At 70.6% G+C, this 13102-nt stretch carries 11 protein-coding genes; 5 read left to right on the top strand and 6 right to left on the bottom strand.

Translation table 11 applies throughout. The features are described 5' to 3' along the window. Positions 1–139: 139 nt before the first annotated feature. From QM638_RS07945 to QM638_RS07925, 5 genes are read left to right on the top strand one after another with little or no spacing between them, the layout of a single operon-like run. Positions 140–1696, top strand: a complete 1557-nt coding sequence (locus tag QM638_RS07945; RefSeq protein ID WP_415141420.1) for an ABC transporter substrate-binding protein — start codon at positions 140–142, stop codon at positions 1694–1696. A 9-nt stretch (positions 1697–1705) separates the two neighbouring features. Beyond that, a complete protein-coding gene (locus QM638_RS07940) occupies positions 1706–2716 on the top strand; it encodes an ABC transporter permease (protein WP_415141419.1) in 1011 nt (336 codons plus the stop codon). After that, the gene (locus QM638_RS07935; protein WP_415141418.1) at positions 2713–3564 is read left to right on the top strand and encodes an ABC transporter permease; all 852 of its coding nucleotides are present in this window, start codon (positions 2713–2715) and stop codon (positions 3562–3564) included. The genes QM638_RS07940 and QM638_RS07935 overlap by 4 nt, the downstream gene beginning before the upstream one ends. Then, positions 3561–5285: a dipeptide ABC transporter ATP-binding protein gene (locus tag QM638_RS07930; RefSeq protein ID WP_415141417.1), complete on the top strand. Its 1725-nt coding sequence runs from the start codon at positions 3561–3563 to the stop codon at positions 5283–5285. Before QM638_RS07935 ends, QM638_RS07930 begins: the two co-directional genes overlap by 4 nt. Then, positions 5282–7636, top strand: a complete 2355-nt coding sequence (locus QM638_RS07925; protein WP_415141416.1) for an arylsulfatase — start codon at positions 5282–5284, stop codon at positions 7634–7636. The genes QM638_RS07930 and QM638_RS07925 overlap by 4 nt, the downstream gene beginning before the upstream one ends. A 55-nt stretch (positions 7637–7691) precedes the next feature. Here QM638_RS07925 and QM638_RS07920 read toward each other — a convergent pair whose 3' ends face one another. The 6 genes from QM638_RS07920 to QM638_RS07895 all read right to left on the bottom strand — a co-directional run bounded on the left by QM638_RS07920 (position 7692) and on the right by QM638_RS07895 (position 12914). Next, positions 7692–8291 (bottom strand): MarC family protein, encoded by a 600-nt coding sequence (locus tag QM638_RS07920; RefSeq protein ID WP_415141415.1) that lies wholly within the window; start codon positions 8289–8291, stop codon positions 7692–7694. Then, entirely contained in the window at positions 8288–9172 is an 885-nt protein-coding gene (locus QM638_RS07915) for a PHP domain-containing protein (protein WP_415141414.1), read from the bottom strand. The genes QM638_RS07920 and QM638_RS07915 overlap by 4 nt, the downstream gene beginning before the upstream one ends. Positions 9173–9225: 53 nt before the next feature. Continuing rightward, complete coding sequence (locus QM638_RS07910; RefSeq protein WP_415141413.1) at positions 9226–9951, bottom strand: DUF6758 family protein; 726 nt, start codon at positions 9949–9951, stop codon at positions 9226–9228. A gap of 63 nt (positions 9952–10014) precedes the next feature. Then, on the bottom strand, positions 10015–10572 hold the full coding sequence (locus tag QM638_RS07905) for a histidine phosphatase family protein (protein ID WP_415141412.1): 558 nt from the start codon (positions 10570–10572) through the stop codon (positions 10015–10017). A 22-nt stretch (positions 10573–10594) separates the two neighbouring features. After that, a complete protein-coding gene (locus QM638_RS07900) occupies positions 10595–11632 on the bottom strand; it encodes a MaoC family dehydratase (RefSeq protein ID WP_415141411.1) in 1038 nt (345 codons plus the stop codon). Positions 11633–11699: 67 nt separating this feature from the next. Further along, positions 11700–12914, bottom strand: a complete 1215-nt coding sequence (locus QM638_RS07895; protein ID WP_415141410.1) for an acyl-CoA dehydrogenase family protein — start codon at positions 12912–12914, stop codon at positions 11700–11702. Between the last annotated feature and the right edge of the window lie 188 nt (positions 12915–13102).

Below are 13102 nucleotides of genomic sequence, written 5' to 3'. Positions count from 1 at the left end.
CCGGTTGGGCGTGTCGTGGCCGACACGCGTCTTAAACTGTAGTCTCTCACTCGACTTAATCAAATTACTTGTCATGATGGGCGTGTCGGTTCGCCGGCTCCCCTGGACATCACCCATCACCGGCCGCAAAGGAAGTCCCATGACCCACGTGTCCCGTCGAACCCTGCTCTCCGGCGTCGCCGGCGGCGTCGTACTGCTCGGCATCGCCGGTTGCTCCTCCGCCGTCGAGGACAGCAAGAGCGGCACCCCGACCAGCGGTGGCACGCTGCTCGGCGGCATCGGCATCGACCTGGTGCCGGCGAACTTCTACACCAACTCCAACTTCGGCGTGACCACCATCATCGGCCTGGTCTACGAGAGCCTGTTGCTCTATCCGCTCGACTCGCTCGAGCCCCAGGCCAGGCTCGCCACCGACTGGCAGATCTCGGACGACGGCCTGACGGTCACCCTCAACCTCCGCAAGGGCGTCACCTTCCACTCCGGACGCGAGTTCACCTCCAAGGACGTGGCGTTCTCCCTGAAGACCTACGCCGACCCGGCCTGGAACGGTCAGATGCAGAGCACCGCCGCCACCATCGCCTCCTACGACACCTCCCAGAAGCACCAGGTGGTGCTCACCCTCAAACACCCGCTGGGCAACATCCTCGACCTGCTCGAGGTCGTGCCCATCGTCGACTCCGAGAGCATCGACGGCCTCAAGGACGGCAGCAAGTACATCGGCACCGGCCCGTTCAAGTTCGAGAAGTGGACGCCCAATTCACGGCTCACCTTCACCAAGAACGACGACTACTGGGTGGACGGCCGGCCCTATCTCGACGGCGTCGACATCGCGATCGTCACCGATACCACCCAGCTTTTCAGCCAGATCCGCAGCGGCCAGGTCGACTACGCCTTCGGCACCAGCTTCACCGACAACGAGAAGCTCGACACCTCGAAGTTCACGATCACCAAGCTCTCCGGCGCCGAGGAGCAGATCTACCTCGGTGCCAACGTCACCGCCGACCCGCTCGACGACCTGACGATCCGCCAGGCGATCGCCTACGCGATCGATCGCGACCGGATCATGAAGGAGGTCTACCGCAACAGCGGCTACGCGGTGAACCTGCCCTGGCCGAAGTACTCCACCGCGTACGACGCGAAGCTGAACCAGACCTACACGCTCGACCTCGCCAAGGCGAAGAGTCTGGTGGCCAAGCACGAGGGCACCCTGCCGACGATCCCGCTCACCTACGCCTCCGACATCCCCAGCTACGAGGCCACCGCACAGATCATCCAGGCGAACCTCAAGGAGATCGGGATCACCGTCAAGCTGGACCCGGTCGATCCGGCCACCTTCGTCTCCCAACTCATCGGAGCCAAGTTCAAGGGCCTGTGGACCACCTTCCACTCCTGGGCGCAGTACACCCCGTCCACGCTCACCATCAGCGCCTATCCGTTCAACGCCGCGCACAACGCCTCGAACTACTCCGACGCCGGCTACACCAAGGACGCGACCACCGCCTGGCAGCAGGTCGACGGCACCTCGAGCCAGGCGGTCTCGGCGTACGGCGCGGTCTCCCAGGACCTGCTCGACGCGCTCTTCCTGATCGAGATCGGCGTGATCGAGGACCAGTGGGTGACCTCGTCGGCGGTCAGCGGAGTGACCTACACCAAACGGCACGAGGTGATCCTCACCGATGCCAAGCTGGCGAGCTGAGGTGCGGCGATGACCTCCTACGTGCTGCGTCGACTGCCGTCGCTGGCGATCGTGCTGATCGTCTCCTCGTTCCTGATCTTCCTCATCATGCGCCTGGTCCCCGGAGACCCCGCGGAGGCGCTCGCCGGCGCCAACGCGACCCCGGCCACGGTGGCGGCCATCCGACACCAGCTCGGCCTGGACCAGCCGTTCCTCACCCAGTACGCGGAGTGGATCAAGGGACTGCTGACCGGCGACCTCGGCACCTCCTACCAGATCGGCGGCAGCATCGGCTCCCTGATCAGCGAGGCGGCCGGCAACACCCTGCTGCTCTCGCTGAGCGCACTGGTCATCGCGGTCGTCGTCGCGGTGGTGCTCGGAACCCTGTGGGCCGGCGCCCGCCGTCCGTGGATCGACCACCTGCTCACCGGGGTGAACACCTTGGCCATCGCCATCCCGACCTTCGTCGTCGGCGTCGTCCTGGTGCTGCTGCTCGGCGTGGCGTTCCCCATCCTGCCCACCGGCGGCATCCCGCGGGCGGGCCTGCTCGCCGATCCGGGCATCACCTGGCAGTACCTGATCATGCCGGCGTTCTGCCTGGCGCTGCCGATCTCGGCGGTGCTGACCCGTTATCTGGCCGAATCGCTGCGCACCGAGCTCGCCCAGCCCTACATCGCCACCGCCCTGGCCGCGGGCGTGCCGCGGCGTCGGCTCTTGTTGCGACACGCGATGCGCAACGTGCTACCGACCAGTCTGACGGTGCTCGGACTGCAGACCGGCGCGCTGCTCGGCGGCGCGGTGCTGGTCGAGTTCACCTTCTCCTGGCCCGGGCTGGGGATGCTCATCGAGCGCGCCGTCGCCGGCCGGGACTATCCGGTGGTCCAGGTCCTGCTGATGGGCTCGGTCGCGGTCTACGCCGTGCTGCAGCTGCTCACCGACGTCGCCCACGCCCTGCTCGACCCACGGATCCGACTCTCCACCACGACCCGTCGAGCTCGGCGCGCCACTCCTCGCCGCCTCGCTCTGGGAGGTGCCCGATGAGCGCCCTCACCCTTCCCACCCGGCTGCCCCGGATCCGCCGGGGCGCGCTCACCCACGGCCGCGGCCTGATCGGACTCGTCCTGGTCGGCCTGGTGATCCTGGCCGGGCTGCTCGCTCCGCTGCTCACCCCCTACTCCCCGGACCAGCAGATCTCCGGCGCCAATCTGCTCGGCGCGAGCGCCCATCACCTCTTCGGCACCGACGAGGTCAATCGGGACGTCCTGACCCGCGTGCTGTACGGCATCAGGATCGACCTGGGCATCTGCCTGGTCGCGGTGCCGCTCGGCGCCGCGATCGGCGGTCTCATCGGCCTGGTGGCCAGCCAGTGGGGCTCCGCGGACGTGGTGGCCCAGCGCGCCTTCGACGTCATCCTGGCGTTTCCGCCGATCATCCTCGGCCTCGGGCTGGCCGCCATCACCGGGCCCGGGGTGCTGCCGGTGGTCTTCGTCGTGATCGGGATCGAGCTGCCGCTCTTCGGCAGACTGGTCCGTGGCGCCACCCTGAAGGTCCGCGAGCTGCCCTACGTCGACGCCGCCGAGTCGATGGGCGCCGGCCGCACCTGGGTGATCCGCAAGCACATCATCCCCAACATCGCCGACGCGCTGATCGTGCAGCTCGCGCTGTCGGCCTCGGGGGCGGTCTTCGTCGACAGCGCGATGAACTTCATCGGGGTCGGCGTTCGACCGCCGACGCCGTCGCTGGGCGGCGTCCTCGCCGACGCGATGGCCCAGCTGGGCACCAACAACATGTACGCCGTCGGGCCGCTGCTGATCATCGTGATCCTCGTGCTCGGCTTCCAACTGATGGCGCAGGGTCTGCTGGCCGCGCGTCGAGGAGGAGTGCGATGAACACCCGACCGACCACCAGTCCTGCCACCAGTCCTGCCACCAGTCCTGCCACCAGTCCGGCCACCAGTCCGGCGACCGGCGAGGCCCCGTCCGACGCACCGTTGCTCCGGGTCAGTGGCCTGTGCGTCGACTTCCCCACCGGCGCGGCGGTGCACGGCATCGACTTCGAGGTCGATCGGGATGAGGTCCTGGCCCTGGTCGGCGAGTCGGGCTCCGGCAAGTCGGTGACGGCGCTGTCGATCATCGGACTGCTGCCCCCGGGCGCGACCGCGGCCGGCTCCATCCGGCTGGACGGCACCGAGCTGCTCGGTCGCCCCGAGGCCGAGCTGCGGCAGGTCCGCGGCGCCCGGATCGGGCTGGTCTTCCAGGAGCCCTCCACCGCGCTCAACCCGGTCGAGCGGATCGGCTGGCAGATCGAGGAGGTGCTCCGCGCGCACGGGTCGTCGAAGGAGGGCCGAGCCCACCGCCGGGCCCGGGTCACCGAGCTGCTCGACACGGTCGGCATCCCGGCCGACCGCGCCCGGGACTACCCCCACCAGTTCTCCGGCGGGCAGAAGCAGCGCATCGTGCTGGCGCTGGCGCTCGCGGCCGACCCGGACCTGCTCATCGCCGATGAGCCGACCACCGCCCTGGACGTCACGGTGCAGGCCGAGATCCTGGCACTGCTGCGCACCCTGCAGCGCCGGCGTTCGCTCGGCGTACTGCTCATCACCCACAACATGGGCGTGGTCGCCGACCTCGCCGACCGGGTCGCGGTGATGCGGGACGGCGAGCTGCTCGAGACCCAGCCGGTACGACGCCTGTTCGAGTCCCCGCAGACCGACTACGCCCGCGAGCTGCTGGCCGCGGTGCCGCGGTTCGGCGCCCATGACCAGACGGCCGTCACCGCGCTGCGCACGCACGCCGAGCCGGCCTTCGAGGTGACCGATCTGGTGGTCGACTATCCCGGCAGGCCCGCGGCACTGGACCACGTCACGCTCGCCGTCCACCCCGGCGAGGTGGTCGGCCTGGTGGGCGAGTCGGGCTCGGGCAAGTCCACCCTCGGCCGGGTCAGCGTCGGCCGGCTGCGGCCGCGCGGGGGGACCGTCCGGCTCTTCGGCCAGGACCTGGCCGGGGTGCGCGGGCGCCAGCTGCGGGGTCTGCGCCGCCGGATCGGGGTGGTGCACCAGGACCCCGCCGCCTCGCTCGACCCGCGCCGTACCGTGGCCGCCTCGATCACCGAGCCGCTGGACGTGCACGGCGTCGGCACGCCCGCCGACCGGCTGACCCGTGCGCGCAGCCTGCTCGAGCAGGTCAGCCTCCCGGCGTCGTACGGCGATCGGCTGCCGCGCGAGCTCTCCGGCGGCCAGCGCCAGCGAGTCGCGCTGGCCCGGGCGCTGGCCCTGGAGCCGGAGCTGCTGCTCGCCGACGAGCCCACCAGCGCGCTCGACGTCTCGGTACAGGCCTCGGTGCTGGAGCTGTTCACCGGCCTGCAGGCCGAGCACGGGTTCGCCTGCCTGTTCATCAGCCACGACCTGGCGGTGGTCGACCAGGTCGCCGACCGGGTGGCGGTGCTGCGCGGCGGTGAGCTGGTCGAGCTCGGCCCCACCAGGTCGGTGCTCACCAACCCCACCACCGACTACACCCGCACCCTCGTCGACTCCGTCCCACTGCCCGACCCGGTCGCCCAGCGCAGCCGGCGGGGGATGCGTCGCGACCCGAACCTGGAGGCCACCGCGTGATCAAGCCCGAACGCATCCCCGCCCATGCCCGCGGCTACGCGGGCTTCGACGGCACCATCGGCCGCACCGCGGGTGAGTCGACGCCGTCCTGGCCACCACCGCCGACCCCGCCGGCCGGGGCGCCGAACATCATCGTGGTGCTGGTCGACGACATGGGCTTCGCCGACGTCGGCCCGTTCGGCTCGGAGATCGCCACCCCGCGCCTGGACGCGCTCGCCGCCCGGGGCTATCGGTTCGCCAACTACCACACCACGCCGGTCTGCTCCCCGGCGCGCGCGGCGATGATGACCGGCGTCAACCCGCACCGGGCCGGGTTCGCCAGCGTGGCCAACTCCGACCCGGGCTTCCCGGGTCTCAGCCTGGAGCTCGGCGACGACGTGGTGACCATCCCCGAGGCGTTGCGCGAGTCCGGCTACGCCACCTTCATGGTCGGCAAGTGGCACCTGACCCGGGACGCCCAGATGAACGACGCCGGCCGGCGCCACTCCTGGCCGGTCCAGCGCGGCTTCGACCGCTACTACGGCTCGATGGAGGGGTTCAACAGCTTCTTCGCGCCGAACCGGCTCATCCGGGACAACTCGGGGGTCGAGATCGACCGTTACCCCGAGGACTACTACCTGACCGACGATCTCACCGACGAGGCGATCGGGATGATCCGCGGCCTGCGCACCAGCGACGACCGCCCGTTCTTCCTCTACGTCGCCCACCACGCCATGCACGGCCCGCTCGCCGCGCCGCCGGAGTTCCTGCGGCGCCAGCGTGGTCGCTACGACGCCGGCTGGGACGCGCTGCGCGAGGAGCGGTTCGCCCGGCAGATCGCCAGCGGCCTGTTCCCCGACGGCACCCGGCTGCCACCGCGCAACTGGGAGGCCGGGCTGGACGTGGCCGCCTGGGACTCGCTGCCGGCATCCGAGCGGGCGCTGATGGCCCGCTACATGGAGGTCTACGCGGCGATGGTGGAGAACATCGACCACAATCTGGGACGGCTGCTGGACGTGGTCGCCGACTACGGTGAGCTCGACAACACCCTGGTGGTGTTCACCTCGGACAACGGCGGCAGCGCCGAGGGCGGCAGTCTCGGCACCCGCAGCTACTTCAGCCAGTTCGTGCACGTCGCGGGCCTGCCCGACGACTGGGAGCGCGACGTGCCCCTCGACCCCGACCTGATCGGCGGGCCGCGCTCGATGGCCCACTACCCGCGCGGCTGGGGGATGGCGTCCAACACTCCCTTCCGGCTCTACAAGGGCAACACCTTCGCCGGCGGCGTACGGGTGCCGTTCGTGCTCTCCTGGCCGGCCGGCCTGCCGCGACACGAGGGGGACCACGGCCTGCGTACCCAGTACCAGTACGTCACCGACCTGCAGCCCACCCTGCTCGAGCTCGCCGGGGTGCCGCGGCCGGCCCATCGTCATGGCGTGCCGGTGACCGAGCTCGACGGAGCCAGCTTCGCCACCGTGCTGCGCGACGCCGCGGCGGCCAGCACCCATCCGGAGCAGTACGCCGAGTGGGGCGGCGACCGTGGCTACTACCGCGATGGCTGGAAGCTGCTCACCCTGCACGAGACCGGGACGCCGTACGACGACAGCGAGTGGCAGCTCTTCGACGTACGCCACGACCCGACCGAGATCGACGACGTCTCCGCCGACCACCCCGACCTCACCAAGGAACTGGCCGCCGCGTGGGAGGAGGCGGCCTGGCGCAACACGGTGTTCCCGCTGACCGACGCCTCCGGCGCGATGCAGCGCCGCCGTCCGGGCGAGGCGGCGCTGTCGGCACCGCTGACCATCTATCCGGGCACGCCGACGCTGGAGCGATACCGGTCCAGCAAGCTGATCGCGCTGCGCGACGTGGACATCGAGATCCACGTCGACCTCTCCCCCGATCCGGCCGGTCGGCCGCCCGAGGGCGTGCTGGTGGCGCACGGGGACCAGGGCGGTGGCTACGCGGTGTACGCCGAGGCCGGTCGGCTCTGGCTGGCCTGGAACGAGTACGGCCTGCTGCACGAGCTGGACGCCGGCCCGCTGCCGACCGGAGAGCGGACCCTGGTGCTGCGGCTGACGGCGCTGCCGAGGTTCCGCTGGCGGGTCGAGCTGCTCGACGATCCGGAGCGGGCCGGCGTCCTGGCCGAGCTGGCGGAGGTGGCCATGCTGATCGGGATGGCACCCTGGACCGGGATCGACGTCGGCATCGACCGCCGCGGGCCCGTCTCCTGGCCGATGCACCAGCGGCACGGCTCGTTCCGGTTCACCGGACGGCTGCATCAGGTGCGCTACCTGCCGGGCGGGCTGGCCGACTACCCCGCGGCGCGCATCCAGGCCGCCACCGAGGCGGCCACCGATCTCTACGAGTAGTCGGTCGGCCCGGTCAGCCGGATCCGCGCTCAGCCTCGAATCACCGATGCCAGGCTCAGGAGGACTCGATGAAGGAGCGGACCGCGTCGGCGACCATCTGGACCGCGATCGCGGACAGCAGCAGGCCGGCGATCCGGGTGACCAGCAGGACGCCGGACTCCCGGATCAGCTTGAGGATCGGCAGGGAGAACCGCATGGCCAGCCACAGCGTGAGGTGGACGGCGAGGATGGCGAGTCCGAGCGCCAGCACATCCCCGACGCCGTCCGCCTGGCGGGCGTAGACCATGGTCGCCACGATGGCCCCCGGCCCGGCCAGCAGCGGGGTGCCCAGCGGCACCAGCGCGATGTTGGTGCCGGCCTGCCCGACGGGGGTCTCCTCGTTGTCGGTGAGCAGCTCGAGGGCCACCAGCAGGAGCAGCAGCCCACCGGCGCACTGCAATGCGGCCAACGAGATCCCCAGGTAGTGCAGGATCCCCTGACCGAAGACGGCGAAGACCGAGATCACGAAGAACGACACCAGCACCGCCTGCCAGGCCGCCCGCCGCTGGGTGGCCGACGAGCGGCCGGCCGTCAGCGAGAGGAAGATCGGGATGGTGCCGACCGGGTCCATGATCACGAACAGGGTCACGAACGCCGAGACGAACAGCGAGATCACGCCTGCCCCTTCACCACGGTCGGCGGGTGCCGCCGGGAGACGGCCGCCGACGCCGCCGCCCGCTCGAGCAGGCGGTGATATTCGGCCTCGTCGGTGGTGTTGACCCCCAGGTCGTGTCCGACCTTCCCGGCACCGTGGTAGTCGCTGGCGCCGGTGACCACGAGGTCGAAGTCGCGGGCGAGCGCCCGCAGCCGGTCGCGAGAGCGCGGCGAGTGATCCTGATGGTCGACCTCGAGTCCGCTCAACCCGGCGGCCACGAACGCCTCGAGCTCCACCGGACCGGGCCACTGCCGGCTGCTGCGTCCCCACGGATGCGCGATCACCGCCACCCCGCCGGCCGCCACCACCGTCTCGATGGTGTCCACCAGCGGCGCCGCGTACCGCGAGACGTATCCGGGGCGGCCGGCGGACAGGTAGGTCTCGAAGGCCTCGTCCCGGCTCGCCACCACCCCCTTGGCCACCAGCGCGTCGGCGACGTGCGGCCGGCCCGATGCGGCGGCGTCGCCGGAGACGGCATGGACGTCGTCCTCGGTGATCTCGACGCCGAGCCGCCGCAGCCGCTCGATCATCGCCGGCAGGCGCCGGTCCCGGCCCTCCAGGATCCTGGCCAGCTCCTCGACCAGCGGCGGATACGTGGGATCGGGCAGATAGGCCAGCAGATGTACGCCGCGGCCGGCGTGCTCGGTGCTGATCTCCATCCCGCGGACCAGTTCCACGCCGTAGCGGCGCGCGGCCGGGACCGCCTCGGCCCAACCGGCGGAGGTGTCGTGGTCGGTGAGCGCTATCACGTCCAGCCCCGCCTCCCGGGCGGCGCGCATCAACTCGGTCGGCGAGTCCGTGCCGTCACTGACCCGCGAGTGGGTGTGGAGGTCGATGCGCACTCCGGAATCGTAGTGCCCACCGCGCCCGGCGCCCGCCTCGCCGGCCGCCCGACTCACCAGCCGCCGTTGCCGCCGCCGAAGGGCAGCTCCACCAGCGACATGCCCAGGCCCGAGACGTCACGCAGCGCCCACTCCGGGCCGAGCATCAGCATCGCCGACGCCGGCCGGAAGACCAGCCACAGCCAACGGCCTTCGACCTCGCCGACCAGCACCGAGCGATCCCACTCCTCGCCCTCCTGACCACCTGGGCCACCCGGGCCGTCCTGCTGCCACAGTCCGACGGTCCACAGCGGGACCTGCTGGCCACCGACCCGGATCCAGGCCGCCGGCCTGCCGAGCTCCGGGCCCGGTGTGGAGCCGAGGACCCGGGCGCATCTCGAGCCGAGCCCGACGCCGGCCTCCTCGGTGACGATGAGGACCTCGACGTCACCGTCCTCGAGGCTGGTTCCGGCGACGGCCGTCAGCGTCGCCCAGGCCTGGCTCCCCGTCTGGCTACCCGTCTGACCCTCGATCGGGCGCTCGAGCTCGCCCGTCGCGTGGTCGTCGCCCGGGCCGGCGGCGACCACGCCGAAGTCGGCGACCCACCAGTCCGACGCCAACGGCCACGGCAGGTAGGTCGGGAAGCCGTCGGCCAGACCGAGGTGCTCGACGAAGGCGTCGTACGCCGACCGGTCCGGTCGCCACACCGGACGGATGCCACCGTGCTCGGGGCAGGACCAGCCGTCACCGGCGGCGGTCACCGACGCCGTGCACCGCGGACAGCCTGCGAGCAGCGCCATGGCTCAACGGTGCGGGCTGGGCCCAGCCGCGTCAACCCTCGGCGACCCCCGGCTCGGGGGCGCTCAGGAGTTCCAGCGCTGCACGATCGGCTGGCCCCGATCGTCGGCGAGCACCGAGAGCGTGCCGGTGTCCAGACCGAAGATCCGGCCCTCGGCCACCGGCAGCCCGAGCCACCGTGCCGCCAGCGCGCGCAGGCAGTGCCCGTGCGCGAAGACCAGGGTGTCGCCGGGGCGCGCCCGGGCCGCGGTCGCCACCCGGTCCAGTCGGGTGGCGACCTCGGCGGCCGTCTCACCGCCCGGGGTCGACCCGGTCCAGATCGTCCAACCGGGGTCGGTGCGATGGATCTCCTCGGTCGTCACACCCTCGTAGTCGCCGTAGCACCACTCGACCAGGTCCTCGTCGACGACCGCGTCCGGGAACCCGGCCAGCTCCGCGGTGTGCCGGGCCCGTCGGCGCGGCGAGGTCAGCACGACGGCGAAGTCGTGGCCGGCGAGTCGGGGCGCCAGCGCACGGGCCGCCTGCTCCCCCGCCGGCAACAGCGGCAGGTCGGTGACCGAGGTGTGCCGGCCCGACTCGCTCCACTCGGTGGCGCCGTGCCGGACCAGGTACAGGTGTCCCATCAGTGGCCTCCTCGTCAGCCGCTCAGCGCGGCATCAGTGCCCAGTAGTCGAGGTCGAGCAGGACGCCGTCGGCGTGCTGCCCGTCCGCTCCGCGCAGCGTCATCGACTCGTCCCGGCCCCTGGTCGCGACCAGGCGCAGCCGGATGGCACCGACGCCCGGCGCGTCGAGCTCGGTCACGTCGAGGACCTCCGACCAGGCATAGACGGTGTCGCCGGCGAAGGCCGGCGCCACGTGCGTGCCGGCGTTGATCGCGACGATCATGGCGGCGTTGGCGAGCCCGTTGAACGACAGCGCCCGGGCCAGCGAGATCACGTGGCCGCCGTACACCAGCCGGCGCGCGTCGGGCCGAGCCTCGATGTTGAAGTGCACCTTCGCGGTGTTCTGCCACAGCCGGGTCGCCATCATGTGCTCGGGGTCGGTGATCGTCACGCCGTCGACGTGATCGATCCGCTCTCCGACCGAGTAGTCGCCGAGCCGATACGGCTCCCCGGCCGCGCCGAGGTCGTAGTCGGTGAAGTCGAGTTCGGCCGGGATCACCAGGTCCGCCGCTGCCACCGCCGGGGCCAGCTCGGGCAGCACGGTCCTCGGGGACGGCGCGGTCCGGTCGCGCTTGTGCACCATCACCCAGCGGGCCCAGTCCACCGCCACCTCGCCGTGTTGGTTCGTCGCGGTCGAGCGGACGTAGACCACGCCGGTCCTGCCGCTGGAGTTCTCCTTGAGCCCGATCACCTCCGAGCGCGCGCTCAACGTGTCACCGGACCGCACCGGGGTGTGGAACCGGCACTCGGCGTAGCCGAGGTTGGCGCGCGCGTTGAGCGAGATGTCGGGCACCGTCTTGCCGAAGGCGATGTGGAAGGCGACCAGGTCCTCCACCGGGTGGCCGGGCAGACCGACGGCCGCGGCGAACGCGGCGCTGGAGGGCACCACGAACCGACTGGGGTAGATCGCCCCGTAGAGCGCCCGGTCGCCCTCCGTCACGGTACGAGGCGTCGCGTGCTCGATCACCTGACCGAGGGCGAAGTCCTCGAAGAAGCGGCCACCGTCGGTCTTCGAATTCATCGAGGTCCCCGGTCGATTGTTCGGCGGAGGAGCGCAGCGGAGGAGACGAAGAAACGAGTGGGGTGGTTCATCGGGCGGCGTACTCCTTGAGCATGGCGCGGCCGATGATCATCTTCTGGATGTCGGAGGTGCCCTCCCCGATCAGCATGAACTTGACCTCACGCATCAATCGCTCGATCTCGTACTCCTTGGAATATCCGTATCCCCCATGGATGCGGAAGGAGTCCTCCACCACCTCGTTGGCGTACTCGCTGGCGACCATCTTCGCCATCCCGGCCTCCACATCCATCCGCTTCCCGGTGTCCTTCAACCGGGCCGCACGCACCATCATCGTGTGGCTGGTCTCCACCTTGGTCGCCATCTCCGCGATCCGGAACAGGATCGCCTGGTGCTGCGCGATCGGCTTGCCGAACGTGTGCCGCTGCTGGGCATAGGCCACCCCGAGCTCGAAGCCGCGGATCGCCAGCCCGCACGCCCGCGCCGCCACGTTGACCCGGCCGACCTCGACCCCGTCCATCATCTGGAAGAAGCCCTTGCCCGGGACCCCACCCAGGATCTGGTCGGCCGAGATCTGGTGGTGGTCGAAGACCATCTCGGTGGTGTCGATGCCCTTGTAGCCCATCTTGTCGATCTTGCCCGGCACCGTGATCCCCGGCGCGACCTCCCCGAACCCGGGAGTCTTCTCCACCAGGAACGTCGTCATGTTGCCGTAGACCGACTCCGCGCCCTCGTCGGTCTTCGTCAACACCGCCACCAACGTCGAGGAGCCACCGTTGGTCAGCCACATCTTGTTCCCGGTGATCTCGTACGACTCCGGCGTCCCGTCGGTCGAGCGCGTCGAGACCACGGCCTTCGTCGCCACCGCACTCACGTCCGAGCCCAGACCCGGCTCCGACATCGAGAACGCACCGCGGATCTCACCGGTCGCCATCAGGGGGAGGTACTTCTGCTTCTGCGCCGGCGTGCCGTGCTGGATGAGCATGTGCGCCACGATGAAGTGGGTGTTGATCACCCCCGAGACGCTCATCCAGCCGCGCGCGATCTCCTCCACACACAACGCATAGGTCAGCAGCGACTCCCCCAGGCCGCCGTACTCCTCCGGGATCGTGATCCCGAAGATGCCCAACTCCTTGAGCCCCTCGACGATCTCGGTCGGATAGGTGTCGGAGTGCTCCAACTCCTGAGCACACGGAATGATCCGCTCCTCGACGAACGCATGAACGGTCTTGAGGATCTCTTCCTGGACGTCGGTCAGGGATTCGGTCTGGGCGAGACGAGCCACGGCGCACTCCTTGGTCGAGCGATAGCGGTCTTTGGAGGTTACCGCTCGTTAACACCGACGTGTCTGTGACAACTGACACGTCCCCGACCGGTCAGGGACGCCGCCGGGCGCGCCACCAGCGGCGCAACGGCCGGCCGGCCCGACCGACCGGCGGCACCCGGAACCGGCCGTCCTTGCGCGCGGCTTGA

Source organism: Nocardioides sp., assembly GCF_047606145.1.
Lineage (GTDB): Bacteria > Actinomycetota > Actinomycetes > Propionibacteriales > Nocardioidaceae > Nocardioides.
Note: the sequence above shows the minus strand (reverse complement) of the source record. Positions and strands in the feature narration are given on the sequence as shown.

Excerpts from the sequence above, each read along its gene's own strand:
- QM638_RS07945 (WP_415141420.1), top strand. The coding sequence starts at position 140 with ATGACCCACGTGTCCCGTCGAACCCTGCTCTCCGGCGTCGCCGGCGGC.
- QM638_RS07940 (WP_415141419.1), top strand. The coding sequence starts at position 1,706 with ATGACCTCCTACGTGCTGCGTCGACTGCCGTCGCTGGCGATCGTGCTG.
- QM638_RS07935 (WP_415141418.1), top strand. The coding sequence starts at position 2,713 with ATGAGCGCCCTCACCCTTCCCACCCGGCTGCCCCGGATCCGCCGGGGC.
- QM638_RS07930 (WP_415141417.1), top strand. The coding sequence starts at position 3,561 with ATGAACACCCGACCGACCACCAGTCCTGCCACCAGTCCTGCCACCAGT.
- QM638_RS07910 (WP_415141413.1), bottom strand. The coding sequence starts at position 9,951 with ATGGCGCTGCTCGCAGGCTGTCCGCGGTGCACGGCGTCGGTGACCGCC.
- QM638_RS07905 (WP_415141412.1), bottom strand. The coding sequence starts at position 10,572 with ATGGGACACCTGTACCTGGTCCGGCACGGCGCCACCGAGTGGAGCGAG.
- QM638_RS07900 (WP_415141411.1), bottom strand. The coding sequence starts at position 11,632 with ATGAATTCGAAGACCGACGGTGGCCGCTTCTTCGAGGACTTCGCCCTC.